Annotated in this window: 19 protein-coding genes and 1 pseudogene; 9 read left to right on the top strand and 11 right to left on the bottom strand. The window is 74.3% G+C overall.

Annotated elements, in window-relative coordinates:
• Positions 1-54: 54 nt before the first annotated feature.
• The 4 genes from egtD to egtA are packed head-to-tail and all read right to left on the bottom strand — an operon-like array spanning position 55 to position 4,428.
• The gene (gene egtD / locus B100_RS0105950; protein ID WP_024883528.1) at positions 55-1,017 is read right to left on the bottom strand and encodes an L-histidine N(alpha)-methyltransferase; all 963 of its coding nucleotides are present in this window, start codon (positions 1,015-1,017) and stop codon (positions 55-57) included.
• Complete coding sequence (gene egtC, locus B100_RS0105945; RefSeq protein ID WP_024883527.1) at positions 1,014-1,769, bottom strand: ergothioneine biosynthesis protein EgtC; 756 nt, start codon at positions 1,767-1,769, stop codon at positions 1,014-1,016. The genes egtD and egtC overlap by 4 nt, the downstream gene beginning before the upstream one ends.
• Positions 1,769-3,088: an ergothioneine biosynthesis protein EgtB gene (gene egtB / locus B100_RS0105940; protein WP_024883526.1), complete on the bottom strand. Its 1,320-nt coding sequence runs from the start codon at positions 3,086-3,088 to the stop codon at positions 1,769-1,771. Before egtB ends, egtC begins: the two co-directional genes overlap by 1 nt.
• Positions 3,085-4,428 (bottom strand): ergothioneine biosynthesis glutamate--cysteine ligase EgtA, encoded by a 1,344-nt coding sequence (gene egtA / locus B100_RS0105935; protein WP_024883525.1) that lies wholly within the window; start codon positions 4,426-4,428, stop codon positions 3,085-3,087. The genes egtB and egtA overlap by 4 nt, the downstream gene beginning before the upstream one ends.
• Before the next feature lie 301 nt (positions 4,429-4,729).
• Between egtA and B100_RS0105930 the strand changes: the two genes are divergently transcribed.
• Positions 4,730-5,596 (top strand): TIGR02452 family protein, encoded by an 867-nt coding sequence (locus B100_RS0105930; protein WP_024883524.1) that lies wholly within the window; start codon positions 4,730-4,732, stop codon positions 5,594-5,596.
• Here B100_RS0105930 and B100_RS0105925 read toward each other — a convergent pair.
• A complete protein-coding gene (locus tag B100_RS0105925; RefSeq protein WP_024883523.1) occupies positions 5,571-6,017 on the bottom strand; it encodes a type II toxin-antitoxin system PemK/MazF family toxin in 447 nt (148 codons plus the stop codon). The two genes, B100_RS0105930 and B100_RS0105925, sit on opposite strands and share 26 nt — an antisense overlap.
• A gap of 15 nt (positions 6,018-6,032) precedes the next feature.
• Positions 6,033-6,512, bottom strand: a complete 480-nt coding sequence (locus B100_RS0105920; RefSeq protein ID WP_024883522.1) for a pyridoxamine 5'-phosphate oxidase family protein — start codon at positions 6,510-6,512, stop codon at positions 6,033-6,035.
• Between the two features lie 174 nt (positions 6,513-6,686).
• Between B100_RS0105920 and B100_RS0105915 the strand changes: the two genes are divergently transcribed.
• Entirely contained in the window at positions 6,687-7,223 is a 537-nt protein-coding gene (locus tag B100_RS0105915) for a cysteine hydrolase family protein (RefSeq protein WP_024883521.1), read from the top strand.
• A 38-nt stretch (positions 7,224-7,261) separates the two neighbouring features.
• Positions 7,262-8,050, top strand: a complete 789-nt coding sequence (locus B100_RS0105910; protein WP_024883520.1) for an aminoglycoside adenylyltransferase domain-containing protein — start codon at positions 7,262-7,264, stop codon at positions 8,048-8,050.
• Between the two features lie 83 nt (positions 8,051-8,133).
• On the opposite strand, the gene B100_RS0105905 is transcribed toward B100_RS0105910, so the two are convergent.
• Positions 8,134-8,706 (bottom strand): TetR/AcrR family transcriptional regulator, encoded by a 573-nt coding sequence (locus B100_RS0105905; protein ID WP_024883519.1) that lies wholly within the window; start codon positions 8,704-8,706, stop codon positions 8,134-8,136.
• A gap of 186 nt (positions 8,707-8,892) precedes the next feature.
• Between B100_RS0105905 and B100_RS0105900 the strand changes: the two genes are divergently transcribed.
• The 4 genes and pseudogenes from B100_RS0105900 to B100_RS0105890 all read left to right on the top strand — a co-directional run bounded on the left by B100_RS0105900 (position 8,893) and on the right by B100_RS0105890 (position 11,233).
• Positions 8,893-9,630, top strand: a complete 738-nt coding sequence (locus B100_RS0105900) for an SDR family oxidoreductase (protein WP_024883518.1) — start codon at positions 8,893-8,895, stop codon at positions 9,628-9,630.
• Positions 9,631-9,793: 163 nt separating this feature from the next.
• A complete protein-coding gene (locus B100_RS0105895; protein ID WP_024883517.1) occupies positions 9,794-10,222 on the top strand; it encodes a VOC family protein in 429 nt (142 codons plus the stop codon).
• A gap of 137 nt (positions 10,223-10,359) precedes the next feature.
• Positions 10,360-10,611: pseudogene (locus B100_RS37490) on the top strand (aldo/keto reductase); the annotation flags it as partial.
• A 274-nt stretch (positions 10,612-10,885) separates the two neighbouring features.
• Complete coding sequence (locus B100_RS0105890) at positions 10,886-11,233, top strand: VOC family protein (protein WP_024883516.1); 348 nt, start codon at positions 10,886-10,888, stop codon at positions 11,231-11,233.
• Between the two features lie 163 nt (positions 11,234-11,396).
• On the opposite strand, the gene B100_RS0105885 is transcribed toward B100_RS0105890, so the two are convergent.
• Entirely contained in the window at positions 11,397-11,852 is a 456-nt protein-coding gene (locus B100_RS0105885) for an archease (RefSeq protein ID WP_024883515.1), read from the bottom strand.
• A gap of 141 nt (positions 11,853-11,993) precedes the next feature.
• Here B100_RS0105885 and B100_RS0105880 point away from each other — a divergent pair, with 141 nt between their 5' ends.
• Positions 11,994-12,644, top strand: a complete 651-nt coding sequence (locus tag B100_RS0105880; protein WP_024883514.1) for a phosphoribosyltransferase family protein — start codon at positions 11,994-11,996, stop codon at positions 12,642-12,644.
• 209 nt (positions 12,645-12,853) lie between these two features.
• Here B100_RS0105880 and B100_RS0105875 read toward each other — a convergent pair whose 3' ends face one another.
• Complete coding sequence (locus tag B100_RS0105875; RefSeq protein ID WP_024883513.1) at positions 12,854-14,044, bottom strand: CaiB/BaiF CoA transferase family protein; 1,191 nt, start codon at positions 14,042-14,044, stop codon at positions 12,854-12,856.
• Positions 14,045-14,144: 100 nt separating this feature from the next.
• Positions 14,145-14,384 (bottom strand): hypothetical protein, encoded by a 240-nt coding sequence (locus tag B100_RS0105870; protein ID WP_024883512.1) that lies wholly within the window; start codon positions 14,382-14,384, stop codon positions 14,145-14,147.
• Positions 14,385-14,518: 134 nt separating this feature from the next.
• On the opposite strand from B100_RS0105870, the gene B100_RS0105865 reads away from it, so the two are divergent.
• Complete coding sequence (locus tag B100_RS0105865) at positions 14,519-15,424, top strand: LysR family transcriptional regulator (protein WP_024883511.1); 906 nt, start codon at positions 14,519-14,521, stop codon at positions 15,422-15,424.
• A gap of 125 nt (positions 15,425-15,549) precedes the next feature.
• Here B100_RS0105865 and B100_RS0105860 read toward each other — a convergent pair whose 3' ends face one another.
• Positions 15,550-16,170: a TetR/AcrR family transcriptional regulator gene (locus B100_RS0105860; RefSeq protein WP_024883510.1), complete on the bottom strand. Its 621-nt coding sequence runs from the start codon at positions 16,168-16,170 to the stop codon at positions 15,550-15,552.
• Positions 16,171-16,321: the final 151 nt, after the last annotated feature.

Genomic DNA, 16,321 nt, shown 5'->3' with positions numbered 1-16,321 from the left:
CGTGCCGGACAGGCTGCGCCAGGGGACCTCCCGTGGCCCTGCCCGGCGGCCAGGTCAGCGGGCGATGCTGAGTGACAGCGCGAACCGCGCCTCCGCGTCCGTCCACCACCGCGTCAGCTCCAGCCCCCCGGCGGCCAGTTCGGCACGTACGCCCTCCTGCCGGAACTTCGCCGACACCTCGGTGCGCAGCTCCTCGCCCTCCGCGAAGTCCACCACCAGCTCGAGCGCCGGGATCTTCACGGACTGCGCGGTGCGCGCACGCAGCCGCATCTCGATCCACTCGTGCCCGGCGTCCCACAGGGCCACGTGGGCGAAGGCGTCCGGGTCGAAGTCGGCGCCGAGCTCCCGGTTGACCACGCTCAGCACGTTCTTGTTGAACGCGGCCGTCACTCCCGCCGCGTCGTCGTACGCCCGGACCAGCACCCGCTCGTCCTTCACCAGGTCCGTGCCCAGCAGCAGCGCGTCGCCCGGGGCGAGCAGGGCGCGCACGGAGGCGAGGAACGCGGCCCGCTCGGCCGGCAGCAGATTGCCGACCGTGCCCCCGAGGAACGCCACCAGACGCGGGCCCGGGGTGTCCGGGAGTGTCAGCCGCGCGGTGAAGTCCGCGACCAGCGCGTGCACGTCCAGACCCGGCCGCTCGGCGCCCAGCGCCCGCCCGGCGCCGGTCAGCGCGGACTCGCTGACGTCGACCGGGACGTAGGTGTGCAGGCCGGTGAGGGCGGCGATCAGGTGCCGCGTCTTCTCCGAGGAGCCCGAGCCCAGCTCCACCAGGGTGCGGGCGCCGGACGCGGCGGCGATCTCGTCCGCGCGGGCGAGCAGGATCTCCCGCTCGGCGCGCGTCGGGTAGTACTCGGGCAGCGCGGTGATCTCCTCGAACAGCTCGCTGCCCCGTGCGTCGTAGAACCACTTGGGCGGCAGCGTCTTGGGGCTGCCGGTCAGTCCCGCCCGGACGTCGGCGCGCAGGGCGGCGCCGGTGGCGTCCTCGGGGAGGGTGCGGGTGAGATGGAACGGACTCACGTGAGGGGCTCCTTGAGCGGGGTGAGCAGCACGTCCGTGCGGCTCGCGGCCAGCAGGGTGCGGTCGGGCACCTCCTGCCAGTGCGGATCGTCGTCGTAGGGCTCGGAGGCGACGACGGTGCCGCCGCCCGTCCGGGCGAGGTACCACAAGGTGTCGCCCCAGGCGGTCGCGGTGACGGTGTCGCCGTCGGTGAGCAGCAGGTTCAGCCGGGCGGCGGGGGCCGCCTCCGCGACCTCGGCGACCGTGTCGGCCAGCGCCTGGCCCATGGTGTCGCCGGCCCGCAGCCGGGCCAGCACCAGCGCCCACACGAACGCCGAGTCGTTACGGGCCTCCAGCGACAGCAGGTCCTCGGCGGGCAGTGTCGCCGCCAGCGGCGCCAGCGAACCCGGCCACCCCGGCACCGCGCCGTTGTGACTGAACAGCCAGGTGCCGGAGGCGAACGGCGCCGCGGCCGCCTCCGCGTCGGCACCCGACAGCGTCGCGTCCCGTACGGCGGCGAGCAGGGCCCGGGTGCGCACCACCCGGGCGAGATCCGTGAACGACAGGTCCGCCCACACCGGCCCGGCCCGCCGGTAGCGGGCCGGGACCGGGTCGCCGTCGGCGTACCAGCCGACGCCGAAGCCGTCGGCGTTGACCGTGCCGTGGCGCTGCCGGCGCGGCGCCCACGACTGCCGGTACAGGCCGTGCGCCGGCCGCACCAGCAGCGCGCCCAACGGCTCCTCGGGCCCCACGTAGGCCAGGTGCCGGCACATCAGGCGTCCTCCACCGAGCGGGCGGTGCGGAACCCGGAGAAGATCTGCCGCCGGATCGGATAGTCCCAGTTGCGGAAGGTGCCCCGGCAGGCGACCGGGTCCACGGCGAAGGAACCGCCGCGCAGCACCTTGTGCTCCGGCCCGAAGAAGACCTCCGAGTACTCCTTGTACGGGAACGCCCGGAAGCCCGGGTACGGCAGGAAGTCGCTCGCCGTCCACTCCCACACGTCCCCGATCAGCTGCCGCACGCCCAGCGGCGACGCCCCGGCCGGGTAGCTGCCGGCCGGTGCGGGACGCAGATGGCGCTGGCCCAGGTTGGCGTGCGCGGAGGTGGGGTCGGCGTCGCCCCAGGGGTAGCGCGTCGACCGGCCGGTGGCGGGGTCGTGCCGGGCGGCCTTCTCCCACTCCGTCTCGGTGGGGAGCCGCCGCCCGGCCCAGCGGGCGTAGGCGTCGGCCTCGAACCAGCACACGTGCACCACCGGCTCGTCCGGCGGCACCGGCTCGGTGACGCCGAAGCGGCGCCGCAGCCACTGCCCGCCGTCCCGGCGCCAGTACAGCGGCGCGGTGAGGGAGTTGCGGCGCACATGGGCCCAGCCCTCGGGGGTCCACCAGCGCTGCTGGTCGTACCCGCCGGCCTCGATGAACGCCTGGTAGGCGCCGTTCGTCACCGGCGTCGTGTCGATGAAGAAGGGCGCCACCTCGCGGCGGTGGGCCGGGCGTTCGTTGTCCAGCGCCCACGGCTCGGACGAGGTGCCCATGGTGAACGGGCCGCCCGGCACCAGCACCTCAGCCGGCCCGGTGAACGGCGTCACCGGCTCCGGGTCGGGCGCGGTGAGGGCCGCCGGGCCCCGGCGCAGCTGGTGCGTGATCAGCATCGTCTCGTCGTGCTGCTGCTCGTGCTGGGCGATCATCCCGAAGGCGAAGCCGGCCTCCGTCAGTCGCGTGCCGTCGAACGCCGTGTGCTCCAGCACGTCCAGCGCCCGCCCGCGCACGTCGGACGCGTACCGGCGGGCCTCCTCGGGCGAGAGCAGGGGCAGGCTCGGACGCGCGGCCCGCGGGTGCTCGAAGGCGTCGTAGAGGCTGTCGATCTCCGGGCGTATCGCCTCGTGGCCGGCGACCGCCCGCAGCAGCCACTGCTCCTCCTGGTTGCCGATGTGCGCCAGGTCCCACACCAGGGGTGACATCAGCGGCGAATGCTGCGCGGTCAGGTCGGGTTCCTCCACACAGCTGGTCAGCAGCGTGGTGCGGTCCCGGGCGACGACCAGCGAGGCGACCGCGCGCTCACGCAGGGTCTCGGCGTCGAGGGCGGGGTCGGTCATGAGGGGGTGTCCTTCCCGTGCGGGTGGGTGGAGGGGGAGGGCGCGCCGGATGCGGCCGCACGCCCGTCGTGCCCCGCGCGCCAGGTGTCGAGCAGGTCGTCGGCGGGGCAGCGGCCCCGGGCGACGTACCGGTCCCGGAACGCGGCGACCCTGTCGACCAGCGCGGGCGCGGCCCCCAGCCGGGGCAGGGCGGCGAGGGCCGCCGCGAAGCAGACGGCGGCGGCCTCGCGCAGTTCCGGGTCGCCAAGTCCGTCCCGGGCCGCGTCCCGCCACAGCGGGTTGTGCGGCGCGGGCAGGCCCGCCGTCCGCTCGGCCAGGGGCTTCACCGTCCGGTAGGCGGTCTCGGCGGCCTCCGGGTCGTCGAACAGCGCCGCCGTCACGGCCAGCGGCACCGTCCAGCCGTCCTCGCCGGGCTGCGCGTCGATCATCCGCAGTTCCAGATGGCCCCGGGGTCTGACCGGCGGGAACAGGGTCGTGACGTGGTAGTCGAGGTCGTCGTGGGTCGGGACGCGGGGTGTGCGCTGCCGCGTCCAGTGCCGGAAGGACAGGCCGTCCGGCACGTCCCACGGCCGGTCGTCGTCCCGGCGCACGCACATCACGGGCGCGTCCAGCACGTGCCGGGCCCAGGTGGCGCGCGGGTCGGCGTCCAGCGCCGGGGCGCCCGCCCGTCCCGTGCCGATCTGCGCCCAGCGCAGCTGCCGCGTGGACCGCCAGCCGGTCGGCCGGCCCGCGGAGAGCGGCGAGTTCGCGAAGGCCGCCACCAGGACGGCGCCCAGCAGGTGGGCCAGCCACCAGCGCCGGACGTGACCGAGCGGCCCGGGCTCCTCGTGCCCGGCGTCCACGCACACCTGCACCGAGGCGGAGGCGCACATCATGAAACGGCCGCCCGCGCCGGTGCGGTCCAGGGCGGCCTCCATCGCGTCGTAGCGCGGCCGGTGCAGGAACCTGCGGGGGGTCCGCCAGGGATCGTGGCCCATGCCGGACAGCACCAGGCCGTCCTCGCGCAGGACGGCGCGCACGGCGTCCAGATCGGCGGAGACGGTGTCGACGCACTCGGTGAGGGTCGCGGCGGGCGGCGAGCTGAGCTCCAGCTGACCACCGGGCTCGACGGTGAGCGCCGAGCGGAGGGGTACGTTCCGCAGAACGGAGTAGGCCGCCTCGAGTCGTTCGTGAGGGACGGGAAGCCGCGGGTCGCGCAGCTCGTGGACCAGCCATTCCACTTCCACACCGAGAAGGCGGGGCGGACCGGTCTTGAAGCAGATGCCGCGTATCAGGGCCTCCGCCCCGGCTTCGGTGACGGCCGTGCGGGAAGGCGCACAACCGCTCGACGGATCGGACATGCGGGAATCCTCCTGAGACACCACCATGTCGCCGGCCCGGAGTCAGGTCGGTCCCGGCCGGCACCAACGCGTCCACCCAAAACCCTCGGATCGCCCGGCACAAGAGCGCCTGGGGCGGCGTAAGGGGTCGGTCATCCTTTCGTTCCGCCCGTCACCGGGGGTTTCGGCGCACCGGCCCGGACCGTCCGGGGCCGGTGAAAACCGCGTTGCGCCGCGTCACCAGCATCGCTCAGGATGCGTGCATGAGCACGACGAGGGGGAACCCGTGGGGCGCGCTCACGGCGGCTACGGGGGTGGCGCCGTGAGCGCGCGCCTGCGGGGCATCGCCCGTGAGACGGAACGGATCGTGGCGGAGGGCGCCTACCGGGCACCGGGCGGGCACACGGTGTCCGTCGCCGCGGCGGTCGAGGCGGCCGGACAGGGCACGCGGCTGTACGGACCCGAGCCGGTCCCGGTACCGGCCTTCGAGCCGGTGGCGACGCGGTTCGAGGTGACCGGCGAGAGCAGCCTGCAGGCCGCCCGGCGCCTCACCGGCCCGGACGCCGCACGTCCCGCGGCCGTGCTGAACTTCGCCTCGGCGCGCAACCCGGGCGGGGGCTACCTCAACGGCGCGCAGGCCCAGGAGGAGGCGCTGTGCCGCGCCTCGGCGCTGTACACCTGCCTGCTGCGGGCCCCCGAGTTCTACGCGCACCACCGCGCCCACCGCGATCCGTTCTACACCGACCGCGTGATCCACTCACCCGCCGTGCCGGTGTTCCGGGACGACCGCGGCCGCCTGCTCGACGCGCCGTTCACGGCCGGTTTCCTCACCTCTCCGGCGCCCAACGCGGGCGTGATCCGCGCCAAGGCGCCGGAGCGCGCGGAGGAGCTGTCCGCCGTGCTGGCCCGCCGCGCCGGGCGGGTCCTGGAGACCGCGGGCGCCCACGGCCACCGGCGGCTGGTGCTCGGCGCCTGGGGCTGCGGGGTGTTCCGCAACGACCCGGCGCAGGTGGCGGAGGCGTTCCGCGTGCACCTGGGCCCCGGCGGGCGCTTCCACGGCGTCTTCGAGCACGTGGTGTTCGGCATCCTGGACCGCGCCCGCGACAGTGCGACGCGCGCGGCGTTCGCCCGGACGTTCGCGGACCTGACGGCCGAGCCGGCGGTCACTCCCAGCCGTAGCGCTCCCTGAGGCGCTGCCGCACCAGGTTGAACCGCATGCGGTCCAGGGCGCACGCCTCGCGGCGCATGCCCTCCTCGTGCAGTCGCAGGACGCGGTCGACGTCGACCCAGGAGTCACGGCCCGAGCGGTCCCACGGGCCGCTGCCGATCGGCACCCACTCCCGGTCACCCGCGTGCCGCTTGCTCGTCAGCTGCACGGCGAGGAACGACCCCGCCGCCTCACGGGCCACCACCAGCACCGGCCGGTCCTTGCCGCGGCCGTCGTTCTCCTCGAACGGGACCCAGGTCCAGACGATCTCCCCGGGGTCCGGGTCGCCGTCGTGCGCGGGCGAGTACTCGGTGCGCACCCGGCCCACGGCGCGGGGCTCGGTCTCGACGGTGGCGTGGGGGCCGTGGCGGCCCGGGGCGTTCTCAGCGGTGTAGGCGGTCACAGGCGGAACCGTACGTCACCCGTCCGGCGGTGCCGCGCAAGGGGGTTGACCGGTTGACCCCTCAGGGGGCACCTGTGGTCGGTCCGTGCCCCCCGTGAGTTCCCGGCCGGTCACCATCTCGCTCTCGATCCGTAGGAACACGCCGTCCCGCATCGGCGTCCATGACCGGGGACCGGTGCGCAGCAGCCGCTCGTGCTCGGCCGGGTCGCTCACCACGGCCGCCCGGCCGGTCACCACCACGCTCCATCCCGTCAGGCGCCCGCCCTGGAAGTCGTCGGCCTCGAACGCGACCACCACACCGTCGGCCGCCCGCACCAGGTCGGACTCCGCGGAGGTGCACAGCACCACGGCCCCGGCCGTGTCCAGGGAGAAGTTCACGGGCAGCACCGCGGGCAGCGCCTGCCGGGTGTACACGACGCGACCGACCGGCACCTTGCCGAGCAGGCGCAGGCACTCCTGCCGGTCGAGCGCCCGGAAGCCATCGCTGGGGAACATCTCCCCATGGTCGGTGCCCACGGGCCCCGGGAACAGGGCCGGACGGCCCCGTCGACGTCGCCGGACCCTCCGCCGACGGGCACGTGCGGGCCGGCGTGGCGCTCACGTGGGTTTTCCGGGCCGCAGTCGGCGGAATGATGTCTGACCTGCCCCCGCGGGTGGCACCCGGTACGCATGGGCAAGACCGCACTGATCGTCATCGACATGATCAACACCTACGACCACCCGGACGCCGACCAGCTGCTGCCGTCCGCCGAGACGGTGGTCCCGGTGATCTCCCGCCTGCTGGACCGGGCGCGCCGGCGGGACGCGCCGGTGATCTACGTCAACGACAACTTCGGCGAGTGGCGCTCGCACCACGGTGAGCTGCTCGACAAGGCGCTGGCGGGGCCGTACGCGAACCTGGTGGAGCCGCTGGTGCCGGACGAGTCGTCCCTCTTCGTGGTCAAGGCCCGGCACTCGATCTTCTTCGAGACCCCGCTCGGCTACCTGCTGTCCCAGCAGGGGATCGACCAGCTCGTGATGTGCGGTCAGGTCACCGAGCAGTGCGTCCTGTACTCCTCGCTCGACGCGCACATCCGGCACCTCGACGTGACCGTGCCCCGCGACGCCGTCGCGCACATCCACGCCGACCTCGCGGACGCCGCCCTGCGCATGATGGAACGCAACATGGGCGCACGCGTGTGCGACAGCGACGAACTGTGGGCGTGACCTTCCCCGGCGTCCCCGCCGGGACCGACACTGGGGGCATGAGCCGACCACCGCTGCCGCCGCCCGAACTGCGGACCTATCTCGGGGAGCTGGTCCGCCGGACCGGCGACGTCTGCGGACCGCACCTGGTGAGCGTCCTCGCGGTCGGGTCCCTCGCCCTGGGCGACTACCGGCACGGCCGCAGCGACGTCGACGTGACGGTCGTGGTGGACCCCGCCCTCCCGCGCCCTGCCCTGTCCGCGCTGGCCGGAACGCTCGCCCACCCCGCCCTGCCCTGCCCCGCGGCCGGGCTGGAACTGGTCGTCTACGGCTCCGGCTTCACCGCCCGGCCGTCGAGCGCGGCGGGCTATCTGCTCGACCTCAACACCGGACCGCTCCTGCCCGGGCGAGCCAGTCGGGACGCCGAGGACGCGCCGGCCTTCTGGTACGTCATCGACCGGTCCGTCGCCCACCAGGCCGGCCTCCCGCTGTACGGCGCCCCGGCACGGGACGTGATCGCCGCGCCGGACCGCACCGCCGTCCTCGGCGCGCTCCGCGCCTCCGTGCGGGAGCACGCCGACGGCGAGGGGCACCTGGCGGACAACAGGGTGCTCAACGGCTGCCGCGCGGCCGTCTACTGCCGCACGGGCCACTGGTTCGCCAAGCGCAGGGCGGGCGAGGTCGTCGCCGCCTCCGAGCCGGTCTTCCGGGCCCTGGTGACCGAGGCCCTGCGCAGCTTCGAGCGCCCCCGCGCGGAGGCGCTCACGCTTCCCACGGCGGAGGTCCGGGCCTTCCTCGCCTGGGTGGCCGGACGCGTCGACGAGGCGGCGGTGGCCGCCGGGGCGTGAACGGACCGGCCCGGGGCGTGAACGGACCGGCCCGGGGCGTGAACCGAGCGGCCTCCCCACCCGCGGGGAGGCCGGTCCTTCCATCACGCGCGGGTCTTCAGGCCGTCCAGCATGAGGTCGAGCAGGCGCTCCGCCTGCTGCCGGTGCTCCGCGCCCGCCGACGTCAGGGCGATGCCCTCCAGCGCGGCGCTGATGTCGCCCGGGGGGATGTCGGCACGGATCGTCCCGGCCGCCACGCACGCGTCCATGAGCGTGGTGACGGAGGCGAGGATCATCTCCCTGCTGTGCCCGTAGGGGTTGCCTCCCGTCGCGGCGATGGCGCGCAGGGCGTCGATCATGCCGTGCTTGGTGGTGACGTAGTCCAGGAAGAGTCGCGTCCACGCGCGCAGGGCGTCGTCGGGCGACTTCTCCGCCAGCAGGGGGGGGACGGAGTCGCACAGCTGGGCCACCTCGTTGCGGTAGACCGCCTCGACCAGGGCCTCCCGGGTGGGGAAGTTGCGGTACAGGGTCGCGCTGCCGACGCCCGCCTCCTTGGCGATCCGGTCCATCTGCGCGTTCAGGCCCTCCGTGGTGAACACGCGCGCGGCGGTGGTGAGGATCTTGTCCCGGTTCCGCCGTGCGTCGGCGCGCAGCGGGCGGTGCGCTTCGTCGGCCATCTCTGACGTCTTTCCTTCCCGGGGATGCCGCCCACGGCGGCTGGGACTTGCTAAGTGGGGAGCTCCCCACTTACCTTGGTTCAAGTGGGGATGTCCCCGCTTCCACAGTAGGCCACGTGCGGGCCCGCGCACCCCGCGGACCCGCTCACCTCGTGCGCCTGCGCCCCTCTCGGAAGGACCCCGGTCATGCCGACCCTCCAGGACAAGGTCGTCGCGATCACCGGTGCCAGCAGCGGCATCGGTGAGGCGACAGCGCACTTCCTCGCCGAAAAGGGGGCCCGGCTCGTGCTCGGGGCCCGGCGCGCGGACCGGCTCGCCGCCGTGGTGGACGGCATCACGGCGAAGGGCGGGACCGCCACCGGTGTGATCGTCGACGTCACGCGCCGGGAGGACCTCCGCCGCCTCACCGACACCGCGGTCGAAAGGTACGGCCGCCTCGACGTGCTCGTCTCCAACGCGGGCGTCATGGCCGTCTCACCGTTCGACGAACTGCGCCAGGACGACTGGGACGCCATGGTCGCCACCCACGTCACCGGCCTGCTCAACGGCATCGGAGCGGCCCTGCCCGTCTTCCGTCGGCAGGGATCGGGCCACTTCGTCACCGTCAGCTCCACCTCGGCCTACGTCGTCAAGTCCCCGCAGGCCGTCTACGCGGCCACCAAGGCGGCGGTGAACGTGATCTGCGAGGGGCTGCGCCAGGAATCGGGGCCCGGCCTGAGCGTGACCGTCGTGTCGCCCGGCTTCACCCACACCGAGGGGGTCGGCAAGACGGCCTCCCCCGAGGTGTCCGCCGCCCTGACCCGGATGCGGGACGAGATCGCGATGCCGCCGTCCGCGATCGCCTCCGCCATCGGCTACGCGATCGAGCAGCCCGCGGGCGTCGACGTCAACGAGATCGTCGTCCGGCCCACGGCCCAGGCCTGACATCTCCAAGTCGAACGCCCGCACCGGGACGTGGGAGAGGGCGCCCGGAAATCCGCTCGACGCCCGCCGACGCCGTCGCCTAACGTGTCGCCCGCGGCATCGCGTGCCGGTCACCGGCAGGGTGAGGCATGGAGGCGCCGCGGATGCCCCGGAGGCATTGACCTTGCCTGTCGAGTTCAACCACACCATCGTCCTCACCCCCGACCGTGAGAAGTCCGCCCGCTTCGTCGCCGAGATCCTCGGCCTGCGGCCCGGACCGCCCGCCGGGATGTTCCTCCCGGTGACCACCGCCAACGGCGTCACCCTGGACTTCGCCACCGTCGACATCGACATCCCCGTCCAGCACTACGCGTTCCTCGTCGGCGAGGAGGAGTTCGACGCGATCCTCGCCCGGCTCGTGGCCGCACGGGTCCCCGTCCAGGCCGACCCGCACGGCAGGTACCCGCGCCGTCTCAACCGCGACGACGGCGGCCGGGGCGTGTACTTCCGCGACCCGGCAGGCCACGGCCTGGAGATCCTCACCCGCCCCTACGGCACGGACCCGGACTCCCCCCTGAACGGCGTCACGGAGGAGATCCCGGGCGCGGTCTGACCGAACCGCCCGGAGAAGCCCGCGAGAACGGAGGGAACCGCCCGTGAAGCAGAACCGGCTCGGCAGAAGCGACGTACACGTCACGGAGCCGGGTTTCGGGGGCGGTCCCCTCGGCGGGCTGGCTCGTCGCACCGGTCGTGGACGACACCGCGGCGCAGGCGCTCGAGACGGCGGGGGACAGCGGAATCCGCTACTACGACACCTCCCCGCACCACGGCATCGGGCACTCCGAGCGCCGGGTCGGTGACCTTCTGCGGAACAGGCCGCGCGAGGAGTGGACGCTGCCCACGAAGGTCGGCAGGCTCCTCGAGCCGCAGGACCCCGGGGGCCGGACGGACGAGTTCGTCCAGGTGCCCGCCACGCACCGCCAGGTGTGGGACTTCATCGTGACCGGGGTGTTGCGCAGCGTCGAGGACTCGCTCACGCGGATGGGCGTCGACCGGATCGACCCCGCCGTCGGAGGCGTCGGCGTCGGCATGCGCACCCCGGAGGAGGTACGGCGCAACAGCGCGGCGTACGGCGCCCGCGTCCCCGCGCGGCTCCGGCGGACCTGCGCGGCGAGGGCCTGCTGGACGCGCGGGCGCCCGTACCCGCCTCGTCGCCGGACGTTCCGTAGTACACAGGGAGATCCACCCGCCGGACCGTCCACGCAGGGAGTCGTCGATGACCGTTCGCCGAGTCGTGCCCAACCTCCAATCCGAGGCGGTGGAGGAGAACCGGCGGTTCTACGGACTGCTGGGCCTCAAGGAGGTCATGAACCACGGCTGGATCGTCACGCTGGCCCCACCGGACGGCAGGACGGCGCAGATCAGCGTCATGACCGAGGACAGGACCGCGCCTGTCGTCCCCGACCTGAGCGTCGAGGTGGACGACGTGGACGCGGCCTACGCGGTCCTGCGGGACAGCGGCGCGGAGATCGTCCACCCCCTGCAGGACGAGGAGTGGGGAGTCCGCCGCTTCTTCGTCCGCGACCCCGACGGCCGCGTGGTCAACGTCCTGAGCCACGGCTGAGGCCGTCGGCGTCACCGCCACCAGCGCCCGCCGCGGACGGCTGCGCCGTGGGCGTCAGCCTCGGTGACCTCGCCGCCGCGGCGGGGCCGCACCCCGCCCGGCGGACATCAGCAAGGCCACGCCGGCCCGCTGGCCGGGGGACGGGCGGCCGTCCCGTGCCTGTTCAGCCGTCCACGGTCATCTCGCACGACCAGCCGTACGGTCCCGGCCACAGCCGCAGGTCCTCCCAGCCCACGTCCGTCGGCACCTCCCCGGTGACCCGTACGTCCGCCAGGCCCGCGACCGCCAGCCGCACGTCCAGTCCGCCCTCCGCCTCGTCGGCCTCCACGTCCACCGGTACCTGCCCGTACGCCTCCAGCCGGTACAGGATCTCGTCGAGCAGCGCGGCCAGCAGGTCCTCGTCGCACGCCTCGGCCAGCCGGATGCGGCCCACCCCGGTCGGTCTCACCCCGGACACGTCCGCGAAGCACTCCACCATCGCCACCACGGCCTCCGCCAGACAGTGCTCCCGGCTCGCCGCCCAGGCCTCGATGCGTACCTCGTCCTCCTGCGCCACCGAGCGGTGCCCGCTGAGGTCCCGTCGTGGCGCCTGCCCCGGGTCACTCGTGTCACCGACCATGCACCACGACTGCCCGACGCCACGGCGCCCATGCCCCGCGCCGGTGCTTCGCGTGCCGGGGGAGCGGGTACGCGGGTGCCGACCGGGGTCCGCGTCACGGTGGACCCGGCACCGGCCCGGTGCGGAGGGAGGGCAGCCGTCATGCGGTTCCGTGATCGACGGCACGCCGGACGCGAACTGGCCGCGCGGCTGCGGGAGAGGCAGGACGCGGGCGCCCTGCCGGACCCCGTCGTGCTGGCCCTGCCCCGGGGCGGCGTCGCCGTCGCCGCCGAGGTCGCCGGCGCGCTCGGCGCGCCCCTCGACGTCCTCGTCGTCCGCAAGGTCGGCGCCCCCGCGCACGAGGAGTTCGCCGTCGGCGCCATGGCCGGCGACGGCGTGCCCGTGTACGACGGCGAGTCCCTGCGCAGCCTGGGCCTGAGCGAGGCCGACCTCGCGGCGGTCGTCGAGCGGGAGCGGGCGGAACTGCTCCGCCGCGAACGGCTCTACCGGCAGGGACGCCCCGCGCCGGACCTGAGGGGCCGGACCGTGGTCGTCGTGGACGACGGCCTGGCGACCGGCTCCACCGCCCGCGCCGCCCTCCGTGCCCTGCGGGTCCGGAACCCCGGCCGACTGGTGCTGGCCGCCCCGGTCGGCTCACCGGAGGGCGTGGCGACGCTGCGCACCGAGGCCGACGAGGTGATCTGCCTGCACGAACCGGCCGCCTTCATGGCCGTCGGCCAGTGGTACGACACCTTCGACCAGCTGACGGACGAGGAGGTCCTGCGAGCGCTGCGCGAACAGCGACAGCCGTAGCGCCCGGCCGGCGGAGCGCCGCCCGACAGCTCACGCCCATGGGCGGCGACTCCCCGACGGCGGCGCCGGAGAAGCGCTCACTGCGCCCGGGCGCGTGCCGGCATGCGGGGCCAGGCGGACGGAGCGGCACGCACGCGTGCCCGGGCCAGGCCAATCGGTGACGGCGGTCCGCCCGCCGGGACTGTCCGCGGGCCGTTCGGGCGGGGCCGTCAGATCACGGCGTCGGACCGGAGGGCCGCGATGTCTTCGGGGGTACGGCCCAGTGCGCGCAGGATCGGTTCCGTGTGTTCGCCCACGGCCGGGACCGGGTCCATGCGGGCCGGCAGGCCGGCGAGGTCCGCCGGTGGCAGCAGCGCCTCGACGGTGCCGCCCGGTACGTCCACCTCACGCCACCGGTCGCGCGCCGCGAGCACCGGGTGGTCGAGGAACGCCGCGACGTCGTTCACCCCGGCGCAGGCGATACCCGCCGCCTCCAGGGCCCCCAGCAGGTCCTCCGCGTCGTCGCGGGCGCAGCGCCCGGCCACGATCGCGTTCACCTCCGCCCGGTGGGCCACCCGGGCGGAGCTCGTCGCGAACCGCGGGTCGTCGATCAGCTCGGGGCGCCCCAGGAACTCCCGGCACAGCGCCGCCCACTCACGTTCGTTCTGGATGGAGAACAGCACCTCGCGGCCGTCGGCGGCCCGGAACGTGCCGTACGGGGCGATCGTGGCGTGCTGCGTGCCCAGCCGCGGGGGCTGGCCGCCGCCGTGGCGGGTGTAGTAGGCGGGCTGCCCCATCCACTCGGCGAGCGCCTCGAACAGGGAGACCTCCACCGGGTGCACCTCGCCGGTGGTGGCGCGGGTGTACAGCGCGGTGAGCACACCGCTGTAGGCGTACATCCCGGCGGCGATGTCGGCGACGGAGATTCCGGTGCGGGCGGTCTCCTCCGGGGTCCCGGTCAGTGACACCAGCCCCGTCTGGCACTGCACCAGCAGGTCGTACGCCTTGCGGTCGGCCCACGGGCCGCTGGTGCCCCAGCCGGAGATCGTGCAGGGGATCAGCCGCGGATGGCGGCGGGCCAGCTCCTCGGTCCCCAGACCCAGCCGGCCGGCCGCGCCCGGCGCGAGGTTCTGCACGAACACGTCGGCGTCCCGCAGCAGTTCGTGCAGGATGTCCCGGCCGCGCGGATCCTTCAGGTCCAGGGTGAGGGACTCCTTCGAGCGGTTGATCCATACGAAGTAGCTGGAGTTGCCGTGCACGGTGGTGTCGTACCGCCGGGCGAAGTCGCCCTCGACCGGCCGCTCCACCTTGATCACCCGGGCGCCGAGGTCGGCCAGCTGCCGGGTGGCGTAGGGAGCGGCCACGGCCTGCTCCACGCTCACCACCGTCACCCCGGACAAGGGGAGTCTCCGCACGTCCACGCCTCCTGCCTGCCCCCGGGGGCGCCGGTTTCCCGCCGACTGCGACCGGTCCGCGATCACTACGCGATTAGTACGGCCGGGGCGAGCCGCCTGTCAACGCTCACCGGCGGTCGGTACGGACGGCCGGGGCGTCGGCGGGCCGGCTGCGGGACACGACGCGGGCGCCGCCCGTGTCCACGGCGCGGACCTGGAGCGAACCGCAGCCGCAGCGTGTCCACACGGTGCTGCCGGAAGCGGTCGCGTGCCGGGAGACCATCTGGAACGGCTCGGCGTCGTCCGGCCACCCGCAGTACGGGCAGACGGTGCCGGTCGTGCCCGTGGTGCCGGTCGTGCTGGTCATGGCGACTCCTTGGTTCTCACGTGCCTCACGTGACGTGTGTGCCCTGTCGACTGTCCCGACACAGCAAGGGTGCGTCGTACTGTCCTTTCACGTCCAGGTTGACTTTGTGCACGCCACCGTGAAGCCTCGGCTACATGATTGACCTGCGCCGGCTCCACGTCCTCCGGGCGGTCGCCCACTACGGCACGGTCACCGCGGCGGCCCGTGCCCTGCACTTCACGCCCTCGGCCGCCTCCCAGCAGATCCGCCAGCTCGCCCGGGACCTCGGCGTCGACCTGCTGGAACCGCAGGGCCGCGGGATCCGGCTCACCCCGGCCGCCGAGAGCCTGCTGGCGCACGCCGACGCCATCCAGGCGCGCTGGGACCAGGCCGAGCTGGATCTGCGGGCCGACCACGGCGACCCCGCGGGGGTGCTGCGGGTCACCGGGTTCCCGGTCGCCGTCTCGGTACTGCTGGCGCCGATGGCGGCGCGGCTCGGCGAACGGCACCCGCGGCTGTCCGTACGGATCACGGAGGCGGTGGTTCCGGCCATCTTCGACCTGCTCTTCGCGGGCGCCGCCGATCTGGCCGTGGTGGAGTCCACCCCGCACAACCCGCCGATGAGCGACACGCGTTTCGATCAACAGCCGCTGCTGGACGACCCGTTCGACCTGGTCGTACCGGCCGGGCACCCGCTGGCGGGGGAGGAGAGGGTCGATCTGGCCGAGGCGGCGCGCGAGCCGTGGATCGCGCCGGTGCCGGAGAGCCCGTGCCGGCTCCAGGTCTTGGCCGCCTGCGGGGCCGCCGGCTTCGCCCCGGAGGTCGTGCACCACGCCGGCGACTGGAACGCGACCGCCCACCTGGTCGCGCACGGCCTCGGGGTGGCCCTCGTCCCGCGGCTGGCCCAGGTGACCCCGGACCTCCCTATCAGCCGCGTGCGGTGCGCGGGCGACCCGCACCGCAGGCTGCTGACCTGCACCCGCAGCGGTGGCCACGCCCGCCCGGCGGTCGCGGCTGCCCTCCGCGAACTACGCGCCCTGGCCCCCACAACGATCACCTGACCCACGCCCGGCCGCCCCGGCGTCCGCCCGCCGTTTTGGAGTCCTCGCGTCCGCCCGCCGTTTTGGAGTCCTCGCGGGGTCCACGCGCACACGTCCCGCGTCGTCCCGCGTGCGGGAACCGGGTGTCAGGACGCGGGCACCCCGCCCTCCCCGCGCCCCGGCGCTCCCACCCGCAGGCCGTCCATCACGAGGTCCAGGAGGCGGGTGGCACGGGGCTGCCAGTCACCGGCCGGGTCCATGTGCCAGAGGCCGCCGATCGCCAGGATCAGGTCGTCCGCGGTGACCCCCGGACGGATGACCCCCGCCTCGTCGCACGCGCGCAGCAGGCGGTCCGCCGCCTCGACGAGCGAGCCGTGCCCCGGTTTCCCCGGGCTGTCCGGTCCGCTGGTGGCCTGCCGGATGGCGTCCGCGAGGCCGGCCTTGGTCATGCTGAACCGCGTGAGCCGGTCCATCCACTCGCGCAGCGCCCGGTCGGGCTCCCGGCTGCCGAGCAGCTGGTCCGCGCTGTCGGCGACCTGCTGCATCTCGTACCGGTAGATCTCCAGGACCAGCGCCTCCCGGCTGGGGAAGTTCCGGTAGAACGTGCCCTGCCCGACGCACGCCTTCTTGGCGATCACGCTCAGCGGGGTGTCCGCGTCACGCGTCAGTTCGGTCACCGCCACGGCGAGGATGCGCTCGCGGTTGCGCTGTGCGTCCGCCCTCTGGGGTGTCTCCGTGCTCCGGGACGCGTCCTTGTGCTCGCCCACCGGTCCTCCTCCCGGGTCGTGACCGAAACCCGTCCTTGATAAGCGGACAGCTGTCCACTACGTTTTCGCAGTACCGGACAGCTGTCCGGTACCGGTCCATCGTATCGGCGTACCCGGACGGCACGGGAGCCCTCCCGCATGCCCCGTACGA

This window comes from Streptomyces sp. CNH189, from assembly GCF_000527195.1.
Note: the sequence above shows the minus strand (reverse complement) of the source record. Positions and strands in the feature narration are given on the sequence as shown.

Coding starts and splice junctions, on each gene's coding strand:
- egtC (WP_024883527.1), bottom strand. CDS start 1,769: ATGTGCCGGCACCTGGCCTACGTGGGGCCCGAGGAGCCGTTGGGCGCG.
- egtB (WP_024883526.1), bottom strand. CDS start 3,088: ATGACCGACCCCGCCCTCGACGCCGAGACCCTGCGTGAGCGCGCGGTC.
- egtA (WP_024883525.1), bottom strand. CDS start 4,428: ATGTCCGATCCGTCGAGCGGTTGTGCGCCTTCCCGCACGGCCGTCACC.
- B100_RS0105920 (WP_024883522.1), bottom strand. CDS start 6,512: ATGTTCCCCAGCGATGGCTTCCGGGCGCTCGACCGGCAGGAGTGCCTG.
- B100_RS0105915 (WP_024883521.1), top strand. CDS start 6,687: ATGGGCAAGACCGCACTGATCGTCATCGACATGATCAACACCTACGAC.
- B100_RS0105910 (WP_024883520.1), top strand. CDS start 7,262: ATGAGCCGACCACCGCTGCCGCCGCCCGAACTGCGGACCTATCTCGGG.
- B100_RS0105905 (WP_024883519.1), bottom strand. CDS start 8,706: ATGGCCGACGAAGCGCACCGCCCGCTGCGCGCCGACGCACGGCGGAAC.
- B100_RS0105900 (WP_024883518.1), top strand. CDS start 8,893: ATGCCGACCCTCCAGGACAAGGTCGTCGCGATCACCGGTGCCAGCAGC.
- B100_RS0105890 (WP_024883516.1), top strand. CDS start 10,886: ATGACCGTTCGCCGAGTCGTGCCCAACCTCCAATCCGAGGCGGTGGAG.
- B100_RS0105885 (WP_024883515.1), bottom strand. CDS start 11,852: ATGGTCGGTGACACGAGTGACCCGGGGCAGGCGCCACGACGGGACCTC.
- B100_RS0105880 (WP_024883514.1), top strand. CDS start 11,994: ATGCGGTTCCGTGATCGACGGCACGCCGGACGCGAACTGGCCGCGCGG.
- B100_RS0105870 (WP_024883512.1), bottom strand. CDS start 14,384: ATGACCAGCACGACCGGCACCACGGGCACGACCGGCACCGTCTGCCCG.
- B100_RS0105865 (WP_024883511.1), top strand. CDS start 14,519: ATGATTGACCTGCGCCGGCTCCACGTCCTCCGGGCGGTCGCCCACTAC.